This window comes from Mucilaginibacter achroorhodeus (genome assembly GCF_007846095.1).
Taxonomy (GTDB): Bacteria; Bacteroidota; Bacteroidia; order Sphingobacteriales; family Sphingobacteriaceae; genus Mucilaginibacter; species Mucilaginibacter achroorhodeus.
Window position 1 is genome coordinate 443,448 of sequence record NZ_VOEI01000002.1, and the last position, 21,830, is coordinate 465,277.

Annotated in this window: 25 protein-coding genes; 8 read left to right on the plus strand and 17 right to left on the minus strand. The window is 43.9% G+C overall.

Annotated features, from left to right (window positions below; translation table 11 throughout):
- Positions 1 to 55 precede the first annotated feature (55 nt).
- Both FPZ42_RS07885 and FPZ42_RS07890 read left to right on the plus strand, forming a co-directional pair.
- Complete coding sequence (locus FPZ42_RS07885; RefSeq protein ID WP_146270084.1) at positions 56 to 823, plus strand: hypothetical protein; 768 nt, start codon at positions 56 to 58, stop codon at positions 821 to 823.
- Between the two features lie 65 nt (positions 824 to 888).
- Positions 889 to 1,449, plus strand: coding sequence for a CAP domain-containing protein (locus FPZ42_RS07890; protein WP_146270086.1), 561 nt, complete (start codon positions 889 to 891; stop codon positions 1,447 to 1,449).
- Between the two features lie 36 nt (positions 1,450 to 1,485).
- Here the strand turns inward: FPZ42_RS07890 and FPZ42_RS07895 are convergent, their stop codons facing one another.
- Genes FPZ42_RS07895 through FPZ42_RS07905 form a run of 3 tightly spaced genes read right to left on the minus strand, consistent with a single transcriptional unit; the run spans position 1,486 to position 3,283 of the window.
- Positions 1,486 to 1,740, minus strand: a complete 255-nt coding sequence (locus FPZ42_RS07895) for a DUF1456 family protein (protein WP_146270088.1) — start codon at positions 1,738 to 1,740, stop codon at positions 1,486 to 1,488.
- A gap of 20 nt (positions 1,741 to 1,760) precedes the next feature.
- The gene (locus tag FPZ42_RS07900; RefSeq protein WP_146270090.1) at positions 1,761 to 2,450 is read right to left on the minus strand and encodes a pseudouridine synthase; all 690 of its coding nucleotides are present in this window, start codon (positions 2,448 to 2,450) and stop codon (positions 1,761 to 1,763) included.
- Entirely contained in the window at positions 2,450 to 3,283 is an 834-nt protein-coding gene (locus FPZ42_RS07905) for an MBL fold metallo-hydrolase (RefSeq protein WP_146270092.1), read from the minus strand. The genes FPZ42_RS07900 and FPZ42_RS07905 overlap by 1 nt, the downstream gene beginning before the upstream one ends.
- Positions 3,284 to 3,429: 146 nt before the next feature.
- Between FPZ42_RS07905 and FPZ42_RS07910 the strand changes: the two genes are divergently transcribed.
- Positions 3,430 to 4,572 (plus strand): putative sensor domain DACNV-containing protein, encoded by a 1,143-nt coding sequence (locus FPZ42_RS07910; protein ID WP_146270094.1) that lies wholly within the window; start codon positions 3,430 to 3,432, stop codon positions 4,570 to 4,572.
- Positions 4,573 to 4,668: 96 nt separating this feature from the next.
- On the opposite strand, the gene FPZ42_RS07915 is transcribed toward FPZ42_RS07910, so the two are convergent.
- The 5 genes from FPZ42_RS07915 to fabF all read right to left on the minus strand — a co-directional run bounded on the left by FPZ42_RS07915 (position 4,669) and on the right by fabF (position 8,456).
- Complete coding sequence (locus tag FPZ42_RS07915; RefSeq protein ID WP_146270096.1) at positions 4,669 to 4,953, minus strand: GNAT family N-acetyltransferase; 285 nt, start codon at positions 4,951 to 4,953, stop codon at positions 4,669 to 4,671.
- A complete protein-coding gene (locus tag FPZ42_RS07920; RefSeq protein WP_146270098.1) occupies positions 4,950 to 5,588 on the minus strand; it encodes an alpha/beta hydrolase in 639 nt (212 codons plus the stop codon). Before FPZ42_RS07920 ends, FPZ42_RS07915 begins: the two co-directional genes overlap by 4 nt.
- A complete protein-coding gene (locus FPZ42_RS07925) occupies positions 5,588 to 6,526 on the minus strand; it encodes a ring-cleaving dioxygenase (RefSeq protein WP_146270100.1) in 939 nt (312 codons plus the stop codon). Before FPZ42_RS07925 ends, FPZ42_RS07920 begins: the two co-directional genes overlap by 1 nt.
- A gap of 93 nt (positions 6,527 to 6,619) precedes the next feature.
- Complete coding sequence (locus FPZ42_RS07930; protein ID WP_146270102.1) at positions 6,620 to 7,201, minus strand: Crp/Fnr family transcriptional regulator; 582 nt, start codon at positions 7,199 to 7,201, stop codon at positions 6,620 to 6,622.
- A 16-nt stretch (positions 7,202 to 7,217) separates the two neighbouring features.
- Positions 7,218 to 8,456 (minus strand): beta-ketoacyl-ACP synthase II, encoded by a 1,239-nt coding sequence (gene fabF / locus FPZ42_RS07935; RefSeq protein WP_146270104.1) that lies wholly within the window; start codon positions 8,454 to 8,456, stop codon positions 7,218 to 7,220.
- 164 nt (positions 8,457 to 8,620) lie between these two features.
- On the opposite strand from fabF, the gene FPZ42_RS07940 reads away from it, so the two are divergent.
- The 3 genes from FPZ42_RS07940 to FPZ42_RS07950 are packed head-to-tail and all read left to right on the plus strand — an operon-like array spanning position 8,621 to position 10,727.
- Positions 8,621 to 8,866, plus strand: a complete 246-nt coding sequence (locus FPZ42_RS07940) for a hypothetical protein (RefSeq protein WP_146270106.1) — start codon at positions 8,621 to 8,623, stop codon at positions 8,864 to 8,866.
- A 41-nt stretch (positions 8,867 to 8,907) separates the two neighbouring features.
- Entirely contained in the window at positions 8,908 to 9,696 is a 789-nt protein-coding gene (locus tag FPZ42_RS07945; protein WP_146270108.1) for an NIPSNAP family protein, read from the plus strand.
- 53 nt (positions 9,697 to 9,749) lie between these two features.
- Positions 9,750 to 10,727 carry an SDR family oxidoreductase gene (locus FPZ42_RS07950; RefSeq protein WP_146270110.1) on the plus strand — a complete coding sequence of 326 codons (978 nt, stop codon included), beginning with the start codon at positions 9,750 to 9,752 and terminating at the stop codon, positions 10,725 to 10,727.
- A gap of 38 nt (positions 10,728 to 10,765) precedes the next feature.
- Here the strand turns inward: FPZ42_RS07950 and FPZ42_RS07955 are convergent, their stop codons facing one another.
- Positions 10,766 to 11,443 carry a GNAT family N-acetyltransferase gene (locus FPZ42_RS07955; RefSeq protein WP_146270112.1) on the minus strand — a complete coding sequence of 226 codons (678 nt, stop codon included), beginning with the start codon at positions 11,441 to 11,443 and terminating at the stop codon, positions 10,766 to 10,768.
- Positions 11,444 to 11,512: 69 nt separating this feature from the next.
- Entirely contained in the window at positions 11,513 to 12,946 is a 1,434-nt protein-coding gene (locus tag FPZ42_RS07960; protein WP_186458719.1) for a DUF3943 domain-containing protein, read from the minus strand.
- Positions 12,947 to 13,285: 339 nt separating this feature from the next.
- Here FPZ42_RS07960 and FPZ42_RS07965 point away from each other — a divergent pair, with 339 nt between their 5' ends.
- On the plus strand, positions 13,286 to 15,109 hold the full coding sequence (locus FPZ42_RS07965) for a PAS domain-containing sensor histidine kinase (RefSeq protein ID WP_146270116.1): 1,824 nt from the start codon (positions 13,286 to 13,288) through the stop codon (positions 15,107 to 15,109).
- On the opposite strand, the gene map is transcribed toward FPZ42_RS07965, so the two are convergent.
- Positions 15,106 to 15,870: a type I methionyl aminopeptidase gene (gene map / locus FPZ42_RS07970; protein WP_146270118.1), complete on the minus strand. Its 765-nt coding sequence runs from the start codon at positions 15,868 to 15,870 to the stop codon at positions 15,106 to 15,108. The two genes, FPZ42_RS07965 and map, sit on opposite strands and share 4 nt — an antisense overlap.
- 160 nt (positions 15,871 to 16,030) lie before the next feature.
- On the opposite strand from map, the gene FPZ42_RS07975 reads away from it, so the two are divergent.
- Positions 16,031 to 16,675 carry an START domain-containing protein gene (locus FPZ42_RS07975; protein ID WP_146270120.1) on the plus strand — a complete coding sequence of 215 codons (645 nt, stop codon included), beginning with the start codon at positions 16,031 to 16,033 and terminating at the stop codon, positions 16,673 to 16,675.
- Here FPZ42_RS07975 and FPZ42_RS07980 read toward each other — a convergent pair.
- From FPZ42_RS07980 to FPZ42_RS08005, 6 genes are all read right to left on the minus strand, one after another.
- The gene (locus FPZ42_RS07980) at positions 16,672 to 17,238 is read right to left on the minus strand and encodes a sugar O-acetyltransferase (RefSeq protein ID WP_146270122.1); all 567 of its coding nucleotides are present in this window, start codon (positions 17,236 to 17,238) and stop codon (positions 16,672 to 16,674) included. The two genes, FPZ42_RS07975 and FPZ42_RS07980, sit on opposite strands and share 4 nt — an antisense overlap.
- A gap of 38 nt (positions 17,239 to 17,276) precedes the next feature.
- Positions 17,277 to 17,855, minus strand: a complete 579-nt coding sequence (locus FPZ42_RS07985) for a C40 family peptidase (protein WP_186458720.1) — start codon at positions 17,853 to 17,855, stop codon at positions 17,277 to 17,279.
- 103 nt (positions 17,856 to 17,958) lie between these two features.
- Positions 17,959 to 19,002 (minus strand): NAD(P)-dependent alcohol dehydrogenase, encoded by a 1,044-nt coding sequence (locus FPZ42_RS07990; RefSeq protein WP_146270126.1) that lies wholly within the window; start codon positions 19,000 to 19,002, stop codon positions 17,959 to 17,961.
- 106 nt (positions 19,003 to 19,108) lie between these two features.
- Entirely contained in the window at positions 19,109 to 19,960 is an 852-nt protein-coding gene (locus tag FPZ42_RS07995; RefSeq protein WP_146270128.1) for an oxidoreductase, read from the minus strand.
- 28 nt (positions 19,961 to 19,988) lie between these two features.
- Positions 19,989 to 20,828 (minus strand): SDR family NAD(P)-dependent oxidoreductase, encoded by an 840-nt coding sequence (locus FPZ42_RS08000; RefSeq protein ID WP_146270130.1) that lies wholly within the window; start codon positions 20,826 to 20,828, stop codon positions 19,989 to 19,991.
- A gap of 84 nt (positions 20,829 to 20,912) precedes the next feature.
- Complete coding sequence (locus tag FPZ42_RS08005) at positions 20,913 to 21,815, minus strand: helix-turn-helix domain-containing protein (RefSeq protein ID WP_146270132.1); 903 nt, start codon at positions 21,813 to 21,815, stop codon at positions 20,913 to 20,915.
- Between the last annotated feature and the right edge of the window lie 15 nt (positions 21,816 to 21,830).

Below are 21,830 nucleotides of genomic sequence, written 5' to 3' on the forward strand. Positions count from 1 at the left end.
TGTTATCGGGGCACGCATTTTGAATAGATAATTGCGTACTTATTTGGATAACCAGATGAAGAAGATATTTATACTTATTGCAATTTTAGCCGCTACTACTTCCTTACGTGCGAGTAATGATACTTTGGACAGCCTTAAACAAAAGCTCCAAAGCACTAAAAACGACACCCTAAAAGGCGGCATCTGCACTAAAATAGCTGGCGAATATTTAAAGTTTGATACTATAGTCAACCGAAATGTCCGTAACTATTATCAAACGGAAGCTATCCACTGGACTTTAACAGCTTTACAGAACTATTCTTTTTACGAGGATACTTTAGGGATGCGCCGCAGCTTCGATGACTTGGCGCGTGTCTATATCGCACAGCACAAATACAGTCAGGCAAAATGGTTCTTGTTGCAGTCAACAAAAATTTCACGGAAATACAAAGACGCACCTGCTTTGATCAATTCGCTGGTAAAGCTTGCCAACGTTAAAATGGATAACAAGGAAACTAAACTTGCTATGCGTGACCTTAACGAAGCGCTCAATTTATCTATCAAATATAAGTTGCCTGCAATGGAAGCAACAGTGCAGCAAAACTATGCTTATCTCTATAATCGACTTAATGATAATGAGAAAGGTGATATTGCGGCCAAACGTGTGGCAGAAATAAACGAACAGATCAAAAAGGATCAGGAAGTTAAAGATTTAGCTGCAGCCATGCCTAAGGATTCCATCACCGTTAAAAAGCCTGACTCTATCAAAAAGAAAAGGGTATTTACCGATAGAAAGAGCAACAAAACCGTAGCTTCCACAGCCAAAAAATTCGCTTCATTGTAAGCACAAAAATCTCCGGCACATATATCGGTTTTAAACCTGCAAGCGTTTAAGATGTCAATAACAGCATGAAGAAATACTTTTTGTTTTTGACGTTTTGCCTGGGTACAGTAGTTTTGTGCTCCTTTGTTAAACAAGATGACGTTGACTTTGCGTCATTCAAGCAGAAATTTTTAGCGCTCATCAATCAAAAACGCGCTACCGGTTGCAATTGCGGTGGAAAGTGGTATCCGCCAGCACCCCCGCTAACCTGGAACGACGAACTGGAGGATGCCGCCCGCGGCCACGCCAAAGATATGGCCCGCCAAAACTATTTTAGCCATGATAGTAGAGACGGCCGGAGCATGAACACCCGCATAGTACAAGCTGGTTACGAATTTAAGGGATGGAAAAACTTTATGACCGGCGAGAACATTGCCTTTGGACAGCAAAATATTGAGGAAGTGCAGGCTGGTTGGTTTAAAAGCGAAGGCCATTGCAAAAACCTGATGAATCCTGGCTTTAAAGAAGTTGGCGTCGCTGAAAAAGACCGCTTTTGGGTTCAGGATTTTGGAGGCCGCGTTCCATTTAGCCCTGAGCAGCAAAGGCTAATGAAAGAAGGCAAAATGCGTTTGATACAGAAGTATTGAGTAAAGTCTAAAGTCAGTACAAATATTTTTTGCAACTTAAGACTCAGAACTTGGGACTTTTTTCTCTTTAGCCGGCATGGGGCCACGTAAGTGTATAACCAATCCGTTTAAGAAATTGCGCAACAATTGGTCTTTACATTTCACAAAGTTAGGATGATCTTCGGCGCGAAAAATAGCACTTAGCTCTGTTTTAGTAGTACGAAAGTTTACCAGTGCCAATATGTTAATGATATCCTCATCGCGAAGCTTTAAGGCCACCCGCAACTTTTTCATGATCTCGTTATTGCTCATAGCACAAATATAATCTATTATTATTCATCATAAGCCCAACCCATCAACTGCATTACCGATTGGAACTCGAGCTGCAATTTGGCGCTTATTATGATCTCCTGGCAGCTAACAGGATGAGCGAACCGCAATTGTTTAGCATGTAGCAGCATGGTCTCCATTTCCCACTTATCCTTAAACATTTTATTTTGCTTATTACAACCATGCGTTCGGTCGCCGATGATGGGATGGAAAACATGCGCAAAGTGTTTACGCAGTTGGTGCATACGGCCAGTTTCTGGTTCTGCCAAAACCAACGAATATCTTGAAGTTGGATGTTTGCCTAACGGAATATCCAACTCGGCCTGTTCAAGGGTTTTGTATTTAGTCAACGCATCCTGCAAGGCCCCATTCTCTTTTCGCAACGGATAATCAATTGTTTCTTCATCAGGTGTAAATCCTCTCACTATGGCCAGGTATTGCTTTTTAACCCGGTTTTCCATAAAGGCCTGTTGCATGGCTATCTCACTCTCTTTATCCAAAGCAAATAGCAGTACGCCTGCCGTTTTGCGGTCGATGCGGTGTGCCGGATAAACCTTCTGACCAATCTGATCTCGCAACAATTGAATGGCAAATTCAGAAACATCGGCAGCAATGGATGAGCGGTGCACCAGTAAACCGTGCGGCTTATTGATGGCGATAAGGTGCTCGTCGCGGTAAATGATCTCCAGCATTAGCTTAAGGCAAACTGAAACTGGCCTGTTACCTGGTTAAGCACATGGCTTTCGCCGGCTGCAAGCGGTTGCGGATCTATCACAAAAACCTCGCTCTCATAGTACCTTGATGCAATGCTTATTTTGGTCTCACCGGCGTGCTCGGCAAAAAATTGCAGCGCAAGTTCAGGATCATTATTGTCTTTAGATAGATGCGACAAGAGCACATGGCTCATGTAAGGTGGCCGATGCTCGATGAACATCTCCAGAGCCTGACGGTTTGAAAGATGGCCCTTGCCACCGCGGATCCGCTTTTTTAAGAAATAAGGATACCTGCCCTGCTCAAGCATTTGCTCATCATAATTAGCTTCCAGGAAAACCGCATGGCATTGAGCAAAATGGCGGACGAGGTGTTCGCAAGGAGCACCGATATCTGTAAACACTCCTATCCGCGTGTCACCGTTAGTGATCATAAAACTGTGAGGTTCCACGGCGTCATGATGTTTTGGGAAAGGCATCACTTGCAAGTTACCTATCTGTACCATTTCGTATGAGCGTAAACTGAAACAAAGTTCTCGTGGCACCTCACCGCAATGATGTACGGTACCATCGGTAACATAAACCGGCAACTGGTATTTTTTTGCCAGCACGGCCAAGCCACGTATATGGTCGCTATGCTCATGAGAAATAAAAATGGCCTTCACTTTTTTTAGCGAAAGGCCAAGTCTAAGCATCCGCTTTTCCGTTTCGCGGCATGATATGCCAGCATCTATCAATACCGCTTCATGCTCATTACCAACATAATAACAGTTGCCGTTACTCCCCGAATTCAATGACGCTATAAACACCGGCATAAGCTGCAATTTAATGGTTTATACGGAAATACTAAAAGTTTTAGTTGAGAGATTTTCAACACTTGATTATCAAATAAATCTCACTTTAATGATACCAAATACGTTGACGGCATATTATGATTATTATTGTGTAGAAAAACATACCTATGCTATCAGAACCTACGTACCTGCCCGCCCGTATCGTGGCACCTGAGATTGAGGAGCACTTTAAAAAATACCAGTTAGCGGCTAAAGGCGAAAATAATAACAGTGTGGCTTCAGCTCCTGACCTGCACATCATAGAAGCGGTTATAGACGTAGCATTTTGGGCCAGCATGCGCCGCGAGGAAGGGCATTCGCCTAACATTTCGCTGGCTTTATTGCAGCCTTACCAATCTGAGAAGCCCTTGATATTTGGAGAGAAATTACGACTAACGCCACAGAACCTAATTAAATTGGCACCTGCTGTTGAACAACCCGGTATTCACTTGGGCGTTTGGCTTGATGGCGACGACCTTTTTATATGGGGTACAACGCACTACGTACCCGCTTTATGCTTTGTATTGGAGGTGATAGAGCCGGGACTGCTGGTAATCAAACACCGGCGGGTAGATGGTTTTGGCAAATATGTTAATGTTGCCGTACTACAAGGCGACCAGATAAAGGTGCTTGATGAAACTACCATGGGTATAGCTGACTGCCCGGCACTAATAAAATCGTTACAAGCGATGCCTTTGCCTGCTTACATGGGCGAATCGTTTAGTATACTGGTGCAACTGGCGGCATCAATGCGTTTACATAAGCGGGGCGGCCTGGTGTTCATCGTACCGGCAGGAACAGAAACCTGGCGCGACTCGATCGTTCAGCCTGTTAAATATCCTGTTGTACCGCCTTATACGGCAATAAATGACCTGATGAAGCAAAAATACCAGGCAATAGATAAACTGGAGTGGAGAGAGTCGTTGTTAGAAGCTATCGATCTGATAGGCGGGTTCACAGCTGTTGATGGTGCAACTATTATTACTGATAAATACGACCTGCTGGCATTTGGTGCAAAAGCTGCAAGGGCAGAACATAGTTTACCCGTTGGTGAGATCATCATGACGGAACCTGTTGCAGATGGCCGTGCGCGACGAGTGCACCCCGCTCAAAACGGCGGTAGTAGGCATCTGGCAGCAGCACAATTTGTGAGCGACCAGCACGATGCTATTGCCTTAGTAGCATCACAGGACGGGCAGTTTACGGTTTTTGCGTGGTCGCTGCAGGTTGGCTTGGTGCATGCGCACAGGATAGATGTGTTATTGTTATGATCTATCAAGATGTACTCAAGAAGATACATAAAGTGAAAAGCCGCAGAGATTCTCTCTCTGCGGCTTTTATTTGTATACTCGTTGTTTACTACAATTTTATGCAACTATCCTGTCCCACTCCGGATGTTTCTTTAAAAAGATCTGCACATACGCACAAAGCGGAACCACTTTCTGGCCTTTGCCTTCTATAAAACTAAACGCCTTTTCAACCAACGCTTCTGCCACACCCTGGCCTTGCAAAGCCTCAGGTACTTCGGTATGGATAAGATAGATCTTCTCGCCGCGCACCTGGTAGTCGATAAACGAGCGTTGACCGTCTATCGTTAATTCAAAGTTGTGAATAGCTTCATTATCTACAAGTTCAATATCATCAAATTTCATGTTTCATTTTTTGATTTAAATACCAAATCGTTAGCCAGTTTAACTTCATCATAAGTTACTGTATGTGGCCTGCTCGGATAAACTTTTAAAGTCACTTGTGCTCCCAAGCCTTTCAAAACTTCAACGCTTTCCTCAACCCGACTTAGCGGGACATGCTGATCAGGATCACCAGTAGAAATTAAAACCGGCGTGTTTTTGAAATCGCCTTTGTAATTGCTAACATCCAATTCCTCTCCTATTAATCCACCGGTAAAAGCAATTACGCCTCCATATTGTTTGGCATTGCGGGCAACATACTCTAAGGAAAGACAAGCTCCTTGTGAAAAACCTGAAAAATAAATGTTCTCTGTGGCAACACCATCGGCGATAGCCCGCTTAACCGTTTCATCTATTAAGGCTAAAGCCGAAGATAGCGCAGGTTCGTTCTGTACAACAGGCGCCAGGAAACTGTAAGGATACCAGCTGTTGTTTGTAGCCTGCGGCGCGTAAATGGCTGCATTCTCTATCTTAAATTCTTTGGCTAAACGCATAATATCATTTGCGCTTGCACCTCTGCCATGTATGGCTATTATGGCAGCATTTGCACCGGCAGCAGCTGCGCCACCGGTGATTATTTGCTTGCTATGTGTGTACATCAGTCTAATTTTGGTAAAGTGGTTTCTAAACTTGCCCTGTACTCTTCGTATTGCACCGGCAATTTTAAGTGCGTACCTAATTCTTCCACGCTTTCATCAACGGCAAAGCCAGGGTTATCGGTAGCTATCTCAAACAAAACACCACCCGGTTCGCGGAAGTATAACGAGTAAAAATAGTTTCGATCAATCTTTTCAGTAATGTGCAATCCTAAAGCGGCTATTTTATCACGATACTGCATCAATACCTCATCATTTTTCACTCTGAAGGCTACGTGATGAACAGACCCTCCGGCAACGTGACCGGCAACTTCTCCCGCCACCTCAACCAGGTCAACTATATTTGCATTGTCCACCGCATCGGTTACAAAGCGGTAACGGTTAACGTGCTGCTCCAACAATTTATACCCAAATATATTTGTCAATATATCTGCAGTTGGCTGCATTTTATTAGTAGTGATGGTAATGTTGTGAAAGCCTTTTGTAGCGTTTTCTGCCTTTATCTCGTCAGTCTCCCAAGGCAGGCGTTTATCAAGTGTTTTAGAAACGATCAGCTCCAGTTTTAGGCCATCAGGATCTAAAAAAGTAAGATACTGCTCACCAAATTTCTCGGCCGGCTTGTTGTAAATCACATTGTGCTTTTCAAAACGGTTAAGCCAAAAATCCAGGCTTCCCTCTGGTACAGAGTAACCAATTTCACTGGCTTGTCTGGCACCTCTCCTACCTGCGCTAATTCCTTCCCAGGGGAAGAATGTTAATATAGTGCCCGGCGTACCTCCTTTATCGCCATAATACAAGTGGTAAGTTTCAGGGTCATCAAAATTGACGGTCTTTTTAACCATCCTTAAGCCCAAAACTTTTGTGTAAAAATCGTGATTTCGTTTTGCGTTGCCGGCTATCGCTGTGATGTGATGAAGGCCGTTTATAGTTGTGTTTTCCATGATCTTTCGTTTTGTATGATACAAAGATAGCGGCAAAGCACAAGCCCCCTAATAATGTAAATTAAGGCGAAAAGTTAATGTAGATTAAGCTGATTATTTAACCAAAGTGGTATTCAGCATCTTGCTTAAAAACTCCGGCGTTACACCGATGTAGGATGCAACTTGTTTTTGCGGAAGCGAGCGTATCAAAGATGGATAAAGCTCGCAAAAGTTGGCGTAGCGTTCCATAGCAGCCAACACAGAATTATCAACCTGCCTGTGCTGGTAGGTTGCCAGCGCCTTTTGGGCAAGCACCCGGTTAAAATGTTCAAATTTGGGGATGCGGGTATTAAGCTCCTCAAAGTCGTTTTTAGTAACGTAAAGAACCTCGGTTTCGTCAATAGCGTCAATGTTTAAACGGGCCGGTTCGCCGGTAAGGTAGCTGCGCATGTCTGTTATCCACCAACCTGCAGGAGCAAATTGCAGCACATGCTCCGTTCCGTTCTTATCCACGGCATAACTACGTAAACAACCCGAAATTACAAAGATGGAACGATTGCTAACGTCACCCGCCTCAAGCAAAAACTGCTTCTTTTTTATTTTTTTATAGTGAAAGCGGGAAATGATCTCCTGCTGTTCATCCGCGGAAAGCAATACGTAGTTGGCAATATTATCTAACAGAAGCTGGTGCTGCATTTACGAATATACGTATTTAAGCCTTTTTAAATACTGCTATGCCGTTATGGCCGCCAAAACCGAAGGTGTTGCTCAACGCAACATTAACCTGCTTGTCTATCGCCTCCTTAGTAACAATATGTAAGCCGGCCGGTACTTCAGGGTCTATAGTTTGTGTGTTGATGGTTGGTGGAATAATATTATCCTGGATAGCCTTAATAGCAACTATTGCTTCGATGGCACCGGCAGCACCAAGCAAGTGACCAGTCATCGATTTAGTTGCACTTATAGCGAAATTTTTATTATCGCCAAACACTGCGTGGATAGCTTTCGACTCGCTTAGATCGCCTACCGGGGTTGATGTAGCATGTGCATTTACATAGTTTACTTCATCAGCGTTAAGGCCGCCATCTTCAAGAGCGAGCTTCATGCCACGGATAGCGCCCTTGCCTTCAGGATGAGTGGCGGTAATATGGTAGGCATCTGATGTCATGGCTGCACCTGCAACCTCGGCATATATTTTAGCGCCACGGGCTTTTGCGTGTTCATATTCCTCAAAAATCAAAACGCCGGCGCCTTCGCCCATCACAAAGCCATCGCGCTCTATATCAAACGGACGAGATGCCGCTAACGGTGAATCATTACGCGTTGATAAGGCCTTAAGTGCATTATACCCTCCAATTGAACCTTCGCTGATAGGGGCATCGGCACCACCGGTTACAATGATCTTAGCTTTACCCCAACGGATATAATTGAACGCATCCATAATTGCAGTATTAGCTGAAGCGCATGCAGAAACTGCAGAAAAATTTACGCCCATAAACCCGTATTTTATGGATATGAGGCCCGATGCCATGTTCACCAATGTTTTTGGGATAAAGAACGGGTTAAAGTGCGGGGCATGATCTGTTGCAGCATATTCTTTCATTTGCTGCTCAAAGGTTTCAAAACCACCTTGTGCAGAACCCATTATAACGCCTATATCAAAAGGGTCAACGCTATTGGTGTCGAAGCCTGAATCTTCTACAGCTTGTTTAGCAGCAGCCAGGGCATATTGAGTGTAGAGGTCGCTGCGTTTAATTTCGTTACGGTCAAGGTGGTCGGCAGATCTGAAGTCTTTCACCTCACAAGCAAAATGTGTTTTAAAATGCTCAGCATTAAAATGCGTAATGGCGGCTGCATTGCTACGGCCATTAACTATGTTAGTCCAAAAACTTTTGATATCGTTGCCCGCCGGGGATACAACACCCAAGCCCGTAATAACCACTCTCTTCATAAAAATTAGCTTGCTAAAAGTCGGCCAAAGTAAAGGCAGCCGCAGCAATTGCGGCGCAAAGGTAAATAAGTATGTAAATAAATTCACATCCTTATTGCTAACTTTATTTACAAGTTAAACTCGGTTAACTTAAAATGATATTTTTGCGCACAAATAATAAAATTATGCAAGAACCATTTGACGTACTGATTGGCGGCGTTGTTTACTCCGTTTTTCCTGAAGAAGATAATGTATATACCATATTTAAGGCTGGCGAAGAATTTGGTAAAATTGAAAAAGACACTGATAATGTGTGGATAATGCTTAACCCTGAAACAGAAACACCCATGTTTGGCGATATACCGGAGGTTGACGCCATTGGCCAGGCCATTAGCAATTACGTTCACGAAGAGGACGAAGAAGCTGAATAAACATTTGTATATTTAAGCAACCTCTAAAACCCCCGATATTAATGAAAAGACGCTCGTTTGTTAAACAATCTATAATTGGCGGGGCTGTGGCTGCCATTACACCATCCGTTGCTATGTCTCATGCTAAAACTGCTGCTACTGAATATTACGAGTTGCGCGTTTACACCTTTAAGGATGAGCGCCAGCAGAAACTTACCGAAGATTTTTACCGGGATGTATTTGTCCCGATTGTAAAAAAGCTTACCAACGAGCCGGTTGGAGTATTTACGGAGCTTAGCGCTGCAGGGCAGAGCAAATTGTTTGTATTGATACCTTACGCCAATTTCGCACAGGTGGACCATCTTTTTGACCTGCTGGAAAGTGATCAAGATTATTGGGCTAAAGGTGCGGCATATCTTAACGCACCCGCAAATGATCCGGCTTTTGAACAGTTAGATACATCAGTTTTAAAGGCATATAAACATTCTCCGGTTAAGGAGCTGCCCGCGAAAGAAGAAAGGATTTTTGAACTTCGCCAATATAAAAGCGCCAGCGAGGCTGCGGGCAAAAAGAAAGTAGGGATGTTTAACGACAAAGGCGAGATAGATATTTTTAAACGCCTTGGCTTTAAACCCGTTTTTTTCGGCGAGACTGTGATCGGTGATAACCGCCCTAATCTTACCTATATGGTTACCTTTAAAAACATGGACGATAAGGCCGCTCACTGGAAATCATTTGTAGATGATGCCGAGTGGAAAAGGATAAGCGCGCCGGCAGATTATGCCGATGCCCTGCTGGTTTCCAAGATCACATCAACCATGCTTAAGCCAACCTCATATTCGTTAATATAGATCTTTACAAACACTTCCATGCTCCAAAGGTTACTTAATAAATAACCTTGAGGATGAAAGAGATAAGATTAAAAGGGAAAACCATAGTTATAACCGGCGCATCAAGTGGTGCCGGGCGTGCTGCTGCTGTTGAATTTGCACAGCATCAACCCAATTTAGTACTGGCCTCGCGCAATATTGATGCCCTTGATGAAGTGGCAGAAGAATGCCGCGAGTTTGGTGCAGACGTACTTACCGTTGAAACAGACGTAACAGACCCCAAAGCGGTGATAGCTTTAGCCAATACAGCTAATGATTGGCGCAACCGCATTGACGTATGGATAAATAATGCAGGTGTATTAGCTGCCGGTGATTTTGACAGTACGCCTATGGAAGTGCATGAGCAGGTTATCAAAACCAACCTGTTGGGCTACATGAACGGCGCACATGCTGTAATGCCTTTTTTTAAATCGCAGCATTACGGTACGATCATAAATAATATTTCTGTTGGAGGCTTTACTGCGGTACCCTATGGTGCGGGCTACTCTGCCAGTAAATTCGGACTGACCGGTTTTTCAGAAGCTTTAAGGGGCGAACTTACTAAATGGCCACACATTCACGTTTGTGACCTGTATCCCGCTTTTTTAGATACTCCCGGCATACAACATGCTGGTAATTACACCGGCAAGCAGCTTAGACCTGCCCCGCCGGTGTATGATCCTAAACGCCTTGCAGAGGCCATGGTGAACGTGGCTGACGACCCGAGAACCAGCACTTACATAGGCAGTACCTCTTTATTGCTTAAAGTATCACACGCTTTATTCCCCGAGCTAACAACCAAATTAACCGGCTCTATTATGCGCAGGTACTTTAAAGGTGCAGCGCCGATATCACCAACGAGCGGTAATTTATTCAATACCGTAAAATATGGTATGGCACCATATGGCGGGTTTGGCATTCCGGGCAAGCCAAAGGCACATCGAAAATATATAGCGGCTGGCTTAGCCACAGGCTTGGTGGCCGGATTGTGTTTAACGCTATTTAGAAAATAATAAAACATTTATAAAGGCTGGGGCTCTCCCAGCCTCTTTTATTTACTTAATACATAGCCCAATATCGGTACGCGTGTTTTGAAACCAATACGTTCGTAAACTTTTATAGCGCCTGTATTTTCCTGTAAAACATGCAGAAAAGGTATCTTGTCTGCGGCGATGATGCGTCGGGCTTGCTCCAACAGGAGTTTAGCTGCATGCCCTTTTCCGGTGTGTTCCGGGTGAGTACAAACGGCGCTTATTTCTACATAGGGCAAGGGCTGCATACGATGCCCGGCCATGGCAATCAAATTACCATCGGTGAAAACGCCTGTATAATTACTGAAATCGATAGTGCGTTGCAGGAATGGACCAGGATTAGTTAACTTGGTTAACGCCAGCATTTCCTCAACATGCTCATCATCGAGACTGGTTATAGAACTTTCCATTTCAGTTGGAGGACTATCTGCCTCATAAACCATCTGGAACATCTTGAAGTGCCTCAACACCTTAAAATAATCAGGGACATTCACTTGTTCAGGAGTAAAAATTACAAATACCCTATCGTCAGTTGCGTTTTTAAGAAGCGCTTCAAAATCAGCAGCAGAATTGTTTTTCATGCCCGCAAACGGTGCTACATTATCTTTAAAATAAAAAGCGCCGCCGGCCTCAACTGCTAAATGTTTATTACCTGTTGTTAAAGCGTTGTAGATGGGATTATCGAGTACGTGTGCCATGGTGAGGCCAAACTTAAAATATCCCGCACGTAATGGCAACCAGTTAACTGATTATTACCCTAACATGGCTTAAAAATCTACTGAATACCGGGTTGAAACCCGCAGGTATGGGTAGCGCTTGTTAACATCAGGGTGTTCATCGTACTTACCGCGTAGAAACAGGTAACCCGGTTCGGCAGCAAGCGATAGCTTTTTACTAAATGCGTACCGTGCCTCACTTGTTACGGTATGTAAATAATAGTGTGATTTGTTGCCATTGATGGTATACAGCCATCCGCCGCGGTAATCAATACTCAAAAAGAATTTATCCATTAGGTTAAGCCCCGCCCCGCCATTGATCCCAAAGCCCGAGGTATAATCGTAATTTCGACCATTAGCATTATAAGTATTTGGCACTGCTGCCAACAGCGTTGGGCCTAAGCCTGCATTGGTGTTAAATGTTAGTTTTTTGCTTGCTTGGAAAGTTGAAAACAGATTTGCTTTTACGCTTTGCCCTCCATAAAAGAATGCCTCATTGCTGATATAATCATAGTTTGCAGATAGGATGATGAGATGCTGCAAGTCGCGATTAGATTTGATTTCCCAACCTGCCAAAGAACCTGAAACACTAAGCAGGTTAACCAAAGAGCTGTCATCCTGACCCATCTCCACATTGATCATGATATTACTGAAAGGCGTGCGATAATCCTTATAACGGTTACCATAGATCAATTTAGCCCTGCCAAAAATACCTGTTTTGCCTTTACCGCTTCCGTTGCCCGTAATACTGCTAAACCTGCGTAAACCCAGGTCGAATTCTGCGGACACCTGTGTGGAATCGCGATCAGCGGGGTTACCGTACACCTTGCCCCATTTGCCATCAAGCAGACGGTTTAAGCCGTTCATGGGGTTTGCCAGGAATGCTGCAACCTCCTCCATTTGCCTGCCAAAACCGGTATGGCGGTTATTTACGATCTTGTTTGATAAGCGGTAACTCATCTCCCCCAACACAATACCACCGAAACTGGTATTGATAAAGTCGTTTGGCGAAGGCCGTTCATTCTCACCAAAAGTTTCCCAAAAATAACTACCTGCTACCGCTGCCGGCGCCGACTGCCAAAAATTATATCCGTTGCTTCTGAAGGCACTAAAGTATAAACTCCCCTGGTACGGATGCCCAAACTGGTTGGTGCGAAAAATATCTTTATCCCACTGCCAGCTTCCAGGGTTCAGATTTCGCCATATGGTTGCCGTAGTTACATTAGAGTAAGGTGCATGCGCAATAAATTTACCATAACTAAACGGTATCACCTGCGCTAAGCCCCATTCGGCTGCTGCCCTGCCAAAGCGTTTAGTAGTATCGGGCACGGTACCAAAAAAGGGTGTACGTTTTCTGGCTGCCCTGGGCACTGTATCAGTTATAAGTTTCTGTGCGTCCTGGGCGCGTTGTGCGTAACTATTTACCGGGCAACAAAACCCTGCTGCTATCACTAAAGTAAGGATTGGCTTGTGTAAAAATTTCAATATCAATGGCTTTAAGGTAAAGTAATTGGCAACCCTGTGTTAAAAAATCACCAATAAATGCTATAAGCAGTTAATAAGGAAAATAGTTTTATTTTTTTAGCGCTTACAACAACTGGTGGTAAGATGTATGAGTACAACTATACCCTTCTACGCTAAAGGTTTATCGTCATTTGTCAAAAATTCAAAGTTCAAAAGCTCAACTCATTGACTATCAGATAATCCATTCATAGCTTCGCGTTATCAAGACTAAGAAATTTTTTATATTCATAAGATAAAAGCACTTGCCAAATTGCGGGGATTTTTTATATTTGAATGGGTAATTAAACTATTGAAGATCACTTGGAGCCAGCAGAATACACCTTTAGGGAATTGGTGAACTTATCGCCGTTTCCTGTATATTTATGTACCGGCGAAGACTTGGTGATCACAGTAGCTAACAGCGCCACATTAAAAGCCTGGGGGCGGGATTCTTCCGTAATTGGCAAACCCATAGCCGTTGCCCTTCCCGAGCTTAACAGTCAACCATTTTTAGGTTATTTGCAAAACGTTTTTCTTACGGGCAAGCCGCATCAAACCGATATTTCGCGAATTGATCTTATGCGCAACGGCACAATGCAAACCTTTTATTACAAATTCAATTACCTGCCAATGCGCAACTCCGAAGGCAAGATCTTTGGTGTTGCAGCATTTAATACTGAAGTGACCGAATTAGAGCGTGCGAAGCAGGAAGTAGAAGAAAGCCGGATGGCACTTTACAATCTGATAAGGCAGGCCCCCATTGGTATCTGCATCATCCGCGCGGCTGATGTGGTAATTGACGTGGTAAATGAGTCATACCTTGAACTTATTGGCAAAAAGCGGCGCGAGGTAGAAGGCCAAAACATGTGGGATGCAGTGCCTGAGGCCAAAGATATTTATGCGCCGATAATGGATGGCGTAATAAAAACCGGCAGGCCATTTGAAGCCAAAGAGGCGGAAATTACGCTGATACGCAACGGTGTGCCTGAAAAGGTGTTTATTGATTTTGTATACGAGCCGGTAGATCATTTTGATGGTACAATAAACGCTATAATGGTTATTGCTTTTGAGGTTACCGATAAAGTAATGGCACGGCGGGCTATTGAGGATATTGAGGAGCGCAACCGTTTGGCTATTGATGCTGCCGAAATTGGCACGTTTGATTTTGATATAGTTAATACCACGGCCATCACTTCTGACAGGTTTAACCAGATCTTTGGTCACGATGCGCCGGTAAGTCACTTCCGTTTGTTAGACGCTTTTCATCCTGAAGATAAGCACATACGGGAACGAGCACATCAGGAAGCGATCCGCACTGGGTCTCTATTTTATGAAGCCAGGATTTTGCACCCCGATGACTCCCTGCATTGGATACGGGTGCAAGGTAAGATCTATTACGATAAAGCTCAAAAACCTGTACGTATATTGGGAACGGTACTGGATATTACCGAATTTAAACGCTTGCAGCAACAGAAGGACGATTTTATAAGTGTAGCCAGCCACGAACTGAAAACACCTATGACATCCATCAAAGCATCCATACAGATATTGGATAAGTTGATCAGGACTGGAAATAATCCCGAAAAGATCTCAACCTTTATTGATAAGGCCAGCACCAGTCTTAACAAAATGCAGCACCTGGTAGAGAGCCTGCTTAATGTATCGCGTATAAGTGCCGGGCAGTTGGAACTAACCAAAAGCAGGTTCAATGTGGCCGAGATGATAAATGAAAGTTGCGATTACGTGCGGCTTGCCGGCGACCACGAGGTTAAGATAAACGGTGACAAAGGGCTTGAGGTTGTTGCCGATAAACAAAAAATTGAGCAGGTATTAGTAAACCTGATAAACAACGCTGTTAAATATGCGCCATGCTCAAAGCAGATCATCATTGAGTTTGCCCAACGAAAATCAACCGTAAAAATTTCTGTGCAAGATTTTGGAGAGGGCATTTTATCTGACAAGATCCCGCACCTGTTCGAGCGTTATTATCGTGTCGAGTCCTCCGGTGTTCAGTATTCAGGGCTGGGTTTGGGTTTATATATCAGCGCTGAGATTGTTGAACGACATGGCGGCAAAATTGGCGCAACCAGCGAAACCGGGCAAGGCAGCACCTTTTGGTTTACGCTGCCCGTAGTTGAAGATTAATCCCAAATACCGTTTTTATCTGTGAAAATAAATGGTTCGCCCCCTGTAACCATAATGGTATGCTCGTGCTGTGCCACAAATCCGCCTTTGTTACCTATAAGCGTCCAGCCATCATCCTGCGTCTCTGCAATGGTAGATCTCGTTGAGATAAATGTTTCAATAGCCACAACGGAGTTCTTTTTGAAACGGGTTGTATTAAACCGATCGCAATAATTTGCGATCTCGTGCGGCTCCTCATGCAAACCACGGCCTATGCCATGGCCGGTTAGATTCTTGATTACTGTGTAACCCATTTTTTTAGCTTCAGTCTCTATCAATTTACCAATTTCAGAAATCCTTACACCGCCTTTTATATTGCTGATGGCTCTTTTCAATATTTCTTTAGATGCATTAACTAATTTGCCGTGGCCGTAAATGTCATCACCCAAAATAAATGAACCGCCGTTATCAGCCCAAAACCCATTTAGTTCCGCAGAAACATCGATGTTAACCAGATCACCTTCTTGTAAGATCCGATTTTCAGATGGTATACCATGTGCAACCTCTTCATTTACACTGATGCAGGTAAATCCCGGAAATTTGTAGGTAAGATGAGGTGCCGAATTAGCGCCCATTTCTTCCAACAATTTGCGGCCAAGATCATCAAGTTCTTTGGTAGATATGCCTGGCTTGGCATGTTCGCGCATTTTCCTGAGCGTTATAGCTACTGCATCGCTTATTTTCTGTATACCGGCTTTTTCTTCGTCAGTTGATATTAACATCGTTAACTTTTGTGGAATGCAAATTTAACAATAAATACATTTTTTAAGGTTTACCGACAGTCAGATTACTTTTTTGTCATTTAAACCTACAGCGAATATGGAGCAGTTGTGACATTTGTTTTATAGTACCTGTGTATTTTTGATCGTTAATTTTGTTACAATGTTAAAGAACGTTCTAAGCCTTGCAATTGCTATCAGTATTTCTTTTTCTGCGTTTGCTCAAACCGACTGGCTGCTAAGATCAAACACAAATGGAATAAAGGTTTACACAGGCAGCATTACCAATTCAAAATTTAAAGCCATAAAGGTTGAGTGCACGTTTAATGCCAGCCCCGCTCAAATAACTGCGGTGCTGCTTGACGTAAACACCTGTACAGAATGGGTTTACCACACCAAATCAATTAAACTACTAAAGCAACCTGCAGCTAACGAGTTATACTATTATTCGGAAGTTAGCTTGCCTTGGCCGGCTTCAAACCGTGATTTTACAGCGCATTTGACTGCGACACAAAATCCCGAAACCAAAGTAGTTACTGTGAACGGCCCCGCTGTTGACGGACTTGTACCTGTTAAAGAAGATATCGTTAGGGTTACTGAATCAACCGGGAAATGGGTTATCGCACCCGTAGAGGGCGGTCGATCAAAGGTTGAGTATACCTTGCACGTAAATCCTGCAGGTGCATTACCTGCCTGGCTGGTAAACCTGTTTGCTACCGAAGGCCCAACCAAAAGCTTTGAAGGCTTGCGCAGGCAATTGCAGAAACCGCAGTTTAAAAATAGTACTCTCGCGTTTATTAAAAATTAGTTCTCATCGCTGTGCTCCAGCTTTCTGATAATTGTGGCGGGGTTACCTACTGCTAAGGAGTCATCAGGAATATCCTTTGTAACTACCGCCCCTGCCCCTATCACGCAGCGGTTTCCTATGGTAACACCAGGGCAGATAATGGCGCCTCCGCCGATCCAGCAATCGTTACCGATAGTAACTGGTTTGCCGCTTTCCTGGCTCCGCCTCAATACAGCATCCAAGGGATGGGTTGCTGTGTAAACCTGCACCGCAGGAGCAAAAAACACATTGTTGCCAATGGTTACTTTACAAACATCAAGCACCACACAGCTAACGTTAAAGTATACATTGTCGCCTGTCACTATGTTGTATCCGTAGTCGGCATGGAAAGGTGGTTCTATGTACAGGTTTTTACCGGCGTTGGGTATCAACTCGGCCAGTATATCATCGGTAGCCTCGTCAACGACAAACTCATCAATGTTTAATTTTTTTAAAAGTTGCTTGCAACGTTTACGCTCTTCGGCCAGTTCGGGGTCATTGGCGATGTAGGGTTGCCCGGCTATCATTTTTTCTTTCTCGGTCATTTGGATATGGCTTGTCTATCTGCAAGATATATAAATTATTAATCAGCAAATAGCCGTACTGTTTTAACGTAACGTTTTTTGTAGTATTCGTTTAATGGTGTTTCTACAACGCCCTTATTGTTGTGGCCGGATGTTGAATGGATAAAAATCGTAGAATCCGGAGAATGAAAAGCAATAATACCCATGTGGCCAACATCCCTGTCTGTTTCATCGGTGCCGGTGAATAGTATCAGGTCGCCGGGTTTGGCTGCGTTGATATCAACATCACGTTTTACGTGCAAAAAATCAAATGAACGCCTCGGCACAATAATGCCGAAGTGATTGAACACATAAGTAATGAAGCCGGAACAATCAAAACCTTGCGTTGGATCTGTTGAGGCATATTTGTATGGTATTCCCTTTAATTTCTGTGCGAAAGAGACTAATTCTAAGGGCTTTAAATTGCCTACATCAACTTTGGTGAACAGCCCCGCGCTATCCGGCAAAGCCGACGGCAGGGTATCTCTCCTGTTATTAGCAACGGTGTCGCCGCCCGCAGTTATTACGTAGGTAGGTTCGGGGTTATGGCAGGCTGCCAAACCAAAGATCAGTAACAGATAAGGAATTACGCGTTGCACATGAACAATACAGTTGATTTGCCAATAAGTTCATGGACAAATAAATAAGGCGAACAACCAAACGGTTATTCGCCTTTAATGAATTTATTAAACCGATAAGCGCTTACAGCGTAGCCATATCTATCACAAAACGGTAACGTACATCGCCTTTTACCATGCGCTCATAAGCTGCGGTAATATCTTTAATATCGATCATCTCGATATCAGACACTATATTGTTAGCAGCGCAGAAATCAAGCATTTCCTGGGTTTCTTTAATACCGCCAATACCTGAACCTGCCACGCTTTTACGGCCGCCCAATAATGAGAACGGCTGGATAGAGTATGGTTTTGATGGTACGCCCACGCACATCATTACACCATTTGTTCTTAGCAACTTAAGGTAAGCATCCATATCGTGCTCTGCAGAAACGGTATCCAATATAAAATCAAATGTACCTGCAGCAGCTTTCATTTGCTCAGCATCTTTAGTAACTACGAAATGGTGAGCGCCTAATTTTTTAGCATCTTCTTCCTTATTTGCAGAAGTACTCAATACAGTAACCTCAGCTCCAAAGGCTACACCAAATTTAACGCCCATGTGGCCTAAACCACCAAGGCCTAAAACGGCTAATTTATGGCCTTTGCCAACGCCCCAGTGACGCAACGGCGAATAGGTGGTGATACCTGCACAAAGCAAAGGTGCAGTTGCAGCCAAATCAACATCTTCTGAAATATGCAGCACAAACTCCTCGCGCACAACAATAGTGTTAGAGTAACCACCGTACGTTGGGCGAGAGCCATCGCGCTCCATGCTGTTATAAGTTTGGGTGTTGCCCTCTAAGCAGTATTGCTCAAGATCTTGCTTGCAGTTCTCACAAACCTGGCAAGAGTCTACCATACAACCGGTACCGGCAAGGTCACCTACCTTGAAATTTTTAACGTGATCGCCCACTTTTACCACACGGCCAACAATCTCGTGGCCAGGTACCATCGGGAAAATTCCCGGGAACCAGTCGTTTTTGATCTGGTGAAGATCTGAGTGGCAAACGCCACAGTAAAGAATATCGAATTGTACGTCGTGAGGGCCAACTTCGCGGCGCTCAAAATCCCATGGAGCAAGATCTGTTTCAGGGCTTTGTGCGGCGTAACTTTTTGCTGAAATCATAATGATATTTATTTTTATAAGTTAGTTTTTCGTTTGGCTACAACAGCAGCCGATAAATATAAACAGCAATAACACCGTGTTTGTTCGGTGCCATTGCCCTATTAATTTAAGCTGTAATTTCATCAAAGGCGGTGGTTGTACCAACAACACGCCAGCACTCCAAATCCTTTGTTAGCCTGCCCATTTTTTGATAGGCAAGGTCATAGGCATCTTGGCCTAAAAACAAGTGCAAAGGCGGATTTGCAGACTCTGCCACGGCAATGATCGCGTGTGCAGCTTTTACCGGATCGCCAGGTTGGTTCCCGTTGATCTGATGCTGATGTGCCGACTGGACTTCTCTTACTTCGTGGTACTCCGCAATTTCATTTTTTGGTGTCACTAATGAATCAGCTTCTAAAAAGTTAGTACGGAAATATCCCGGAGATACTACCGTTGCGTTGATACCGAATGGCTTCACTTCTGCATGCAATGATTCGGTAAAGCCTTGTACTGCAAACTTAGTTGCGCAATAAATACCAAAGCCCGGATAGTTGCCGGTAAAACCGCCAATGGATGATATATTAAAGATGTGACCAGCGCCTTGTTGCCTGAAGAATGGCATCATGGTACGGATAACATTTAACGAACCGAATACATTAATATTAAAGTTCTCGCGAGCTTCTGCATCTGTCAATTCCTCAAGACTACCGGTAAGTCCGTAACCGGCGTTGTTAACCACAACGTCGATCCTGCCAAAATGTGCTATAGCTTTTGCAATGGCTTCTGCGACACTTTTTTCATTAGTTACATCCATTTGCAGTGGTAAAAAATGCGGGTGATTAGCAACACCCTGCTCCAACGCGTTTATGTTACGAGATGTTGCTGCAACTTTATGCCCGGCTTGCAGCGCCTGGGTAACCAATGCCAGCCCAAGGCCCTTAGAGGCACCGGTTATAAACCATATTTTCTTGTTTTGCATGTTGATTGAGTTTGAGTGATTTTGATAATTAAGCGTTGTAAGCCATTGCCCGGCTCAATTCTTCGTTAAGCTTAAATTCCTTTTCAAGCTTATCGAGCTTGCTCATGGCCCGGTCATATGCGTCTGAACCTAACAGAAGGTAAAGCGGTGGATTTTCTTCCCTGGCAATATCGATTATGGACTTTGCTGCCTTTTCCGGGTCGCCGGCCTGGCTACCGTTCATATTAAGGTAACGGGTGTGCATTTCGCGTACCTCGCGGTAAGCATCTATCGGATGCTCGGCTATCACTAACGACTCGTTACTTAGAAAGCTGGTACGAAATGCACCGGGTGCAACTACTGTCACTTTTACACCGAATGAGCGCACATCGTCTGCCAGTACTTCTGAAAGACCAACTACAGAGAATTTGGTTGCTGCGTACACTGCCCAGCCGGTGACACCCGTTATACCCGCTATTGAAGCAATATTAATGATATGGCCGGACTGCTGTTCACGTAGAACAGGCATTACGTTACGGATAACGTTGATGGTACCAAAAACGTTAACATCAAAGCTATCGCGGGTTTCGCGGTCGGTAAGTTCTTCAATACTGCCACCTATACCGTAGCCGGCGTTATTAATTATTACATCAATGGTCTTGAATTTTGTATGTGCTGATTCGATCGCAGCTGCAACGCTGCTTTCATTGGTAAGATCTACCTGTAATGGTAAAAAGTTTTCGCCGGCTTTACCAGCTGCATCAACCAATTCGGTTAAGTTCCTGGAGGTAGCAACTACACGCTGACCTGCAGCCAGCAACTGCTTCACCAGGCTTAAACCAAAACCTTTTGAGGCCCCTGTAATAAACCATGTTCTTTTGCTTTCCATAAATTTCTGTGATTTTTAATATCACAAATTTATATCTGCAAAGGGCGGAAGCGTTTGCGCTATTCAAACCATTACTTACAAAAATCAAACAATCCTGAAATTAGAGGGGGTAGTATTGGTCTGCTTTTTAAAAAAGTTATTGAAATGGGCCGGTTCATCAAAACCCAAGGTGTAACTAATTTCAGATACGTTCCAATTGGTATGGCGCAGCAAAGCTTTGGCCTCAGCTACTAATCGATCAGCAATGTGACTTGTGGTAGTTTTACCTGTTGTTTGTCTGATAGCACGGTTTAGATGATTAACATGCACCGACAACTGATCTGCAAAATCCTTAGCCGACCGCAGGCCAAAGCGCTGAGATGGCGTCTCTATAGGAAACTGGCGTTCTAACAATTCAGTAAATACCGCAGTTATCCGCGAATTGGCATCAGGGTGTTTGTAGAGCGTCTCTGCAGGTTGTACCTTTAAAGCGTAGTGTATCAGCTCGGTAACGTAGTTACGCAGCAGGTCATATTTAAATCGGTAATCAGAATTTATCTCGGCAAGCATCTTTTCAAATATGCCGGCTGCGTTATTAAACTGATCTACACCTAATTCGTAAGCAGGATGACCACCAATGGCAAACATGGGCAGGTCATGCGCGCTGCTACGCAAACTTTCCGTAAAAAAGGCTTCAGTAAATATGCAAAAATAGCCCTGGCGGTTTTCGCCAAACATTTCAATAGTATAAGGCACATTAGGGCTAAAGAATAATAGCGTATTCCCATCTACCTCAATGCTTTTATCGGCGTGGTGTACAATGCTACGCCCCGTTGAGAGGCTGATCTTGTAAAACTCGCGGCGACTGTATTGGACAGGTGCAGCCCCGGGTTTTAAGCATTCCTCTATCCTAAAAACGTTAAAGTGTCCAATGTCCCTGCTCAGGTTGTCGGGCAACCAATTGAATTTATTTTGATAGAATTCTTCGAGTGTTTCTGTAGATGCCATGCTCAAAGTTACATA

Bases quoted from the DNA above. Each gene is read 5' to 3' on its own strand.
- FPZ42_RS07885 (WP_146270084.1), top strand. From the start codon at position 56: ATGAAGAAGATATTTATACTTATTGCAATTTTAGCCGCTACTACTTCC.
- FPZ42_RS07890 (WP_146270086.1), top strand. From the start codon at position 889: ATGAAGAAATACTTTTTGTTTTTGACGTTTTGCCTGGGTACAGTAGTT.
- FPZ42_RS07895 (WP_146270088.1), bottom strand. From the start codon at position 1,740: ATGAGCAATAACGAGATCATGAAAAAGTTGCGGGTGGCCTTAAAGCTT.
- FPZ42_RS07900 (WP_146270090.1), bottom strand. From the start codon at position 2,450: ATGCTGGAGATCATTTACCGCGACGAGCACCTTATCGCCATCAATAAG.
- FPZ42_RS07905 (WP_146270092.1), bottom strand. From the start codon at position 3,283: ATGCCGGTGTTTATAGCGTCATTGAATTCGGGGAGTAACGGCAACTGT.
- FPZ42_RS07910 (WP_146270094.1), top strand. From the start codon at position 3,430: ATGCTATCAGAACCTACGTACCTGCCCGCCCGTATCGTGGCACCTGAG.
- FPZ42_RS07915 (WP_146270096.1), bottom strand. From the start codon at position 4,953: ATGAAATTTGATGATATTGAACTTGTAGATAATGAAGCTATTCACAAC.
- FPZ42_RS07920 (WP_146270098.1), bottom strand. From the start codon at position 5,588: ATGTACACACATAGCAAGCAAATAATCACCGGTGGCGCAGCTGCTGCC.
- FPZ42_RS07925 (WP_146270100.1), bottom strand. From the start codon at position 6,526: ATGGAAAACACAACTATAAACGGCCTTCATCACATCACAGCGATAGCC.
- FPZ42_RS07930 (WP_146270102.1), bottom strand. From the start codon at position 7,201: ATGCAGCACCAGCTTCTGTTAGATAATATTGCCAACTACGTATTGCTT.
- fabF (WP_146270104.1), bottom strand. From the start codon at position 8,456: ATGAAGAGAGTGGTTATTACGGGCTTGGGTGTTGTATCCCCGGCGGGC.
- FPZ42_RS07940 (WP_146270106.1), top strand. From the start codon at position 8,621: ATGCAAGAACCATTTGACGTACTGATTGGCGGCGTTGTTTACTCCGTT.
- FPZ42_RS07945 (WP_146270108.1), top strand. From the start codon at position 8,908: ATGAAAAGACGCTCGTTTGTTAAACAATCTATAATTGGCGGGGCTGTG.
- FPZ42_RS07950 (WP_146270110.1), top strand. From the start codon at position 9,750: ATGAAAGAGATAAGATTAAAAGGGAAAACCATAGTTATAACCGGCGCA.
- FPZ42_RS07955 (WP_146270112.1), bottom strand. From the start codon at position 11,443: ATGGCACACGTACTCGATAATCCCATCTACAACGCTTTAACAACAGGT.
- map (WP_146270118.1), bottom strand. From the start codon at position 15,870: ATGTTAATATCAACTGACGAAGAAAAAGCCGGTATACAGAAAATAAGC.
- FPZ42_RS07975 (WP_146270120.1), top strand. From the start codon at position 16,031: ATGTTAAAGAACGTTCTAAGCCTTGCAATTGCTATCAGTATTTCTTTT.
- FPZ42_RS07980 (WP_146270122.1), bottom strand. From the start codon at position 17,238: ATGACCGAGAAAGAAAAAATGATAGCCGGGCAACCCTACATCGCCAAT.
- FPZ42_RS07990 (WP_146270126.1), bottom strand. From the start codon at position 19,002: ATGATTTCAGCAAAAAGTTACGCCGCACAAAGCCCTGAAACAGATCTT.
- FPZ42_RS07995 (WP_146270128.1), bottom strand. From the start codon at position 19,960: ATGCAAAACAAGAAAATATGGTTTATAACCGGTGCCTCTAAGGGCCTT.
- FPZ42_RS08000 (WP_146270130.1), bottom strand. From the start codon at position 20,828: ATGGAAAGCAAAAGAACATGGTTTATTACAGGGGCCTCAAAAGGTTTT.
- FPZ42_RS08005 (WP_146270132.1), bottom strand. From the start codon at position 21,815: ATGGCATCTACAGAAACACTCGAAGAATTCTATCAAAATAAATTCAAT.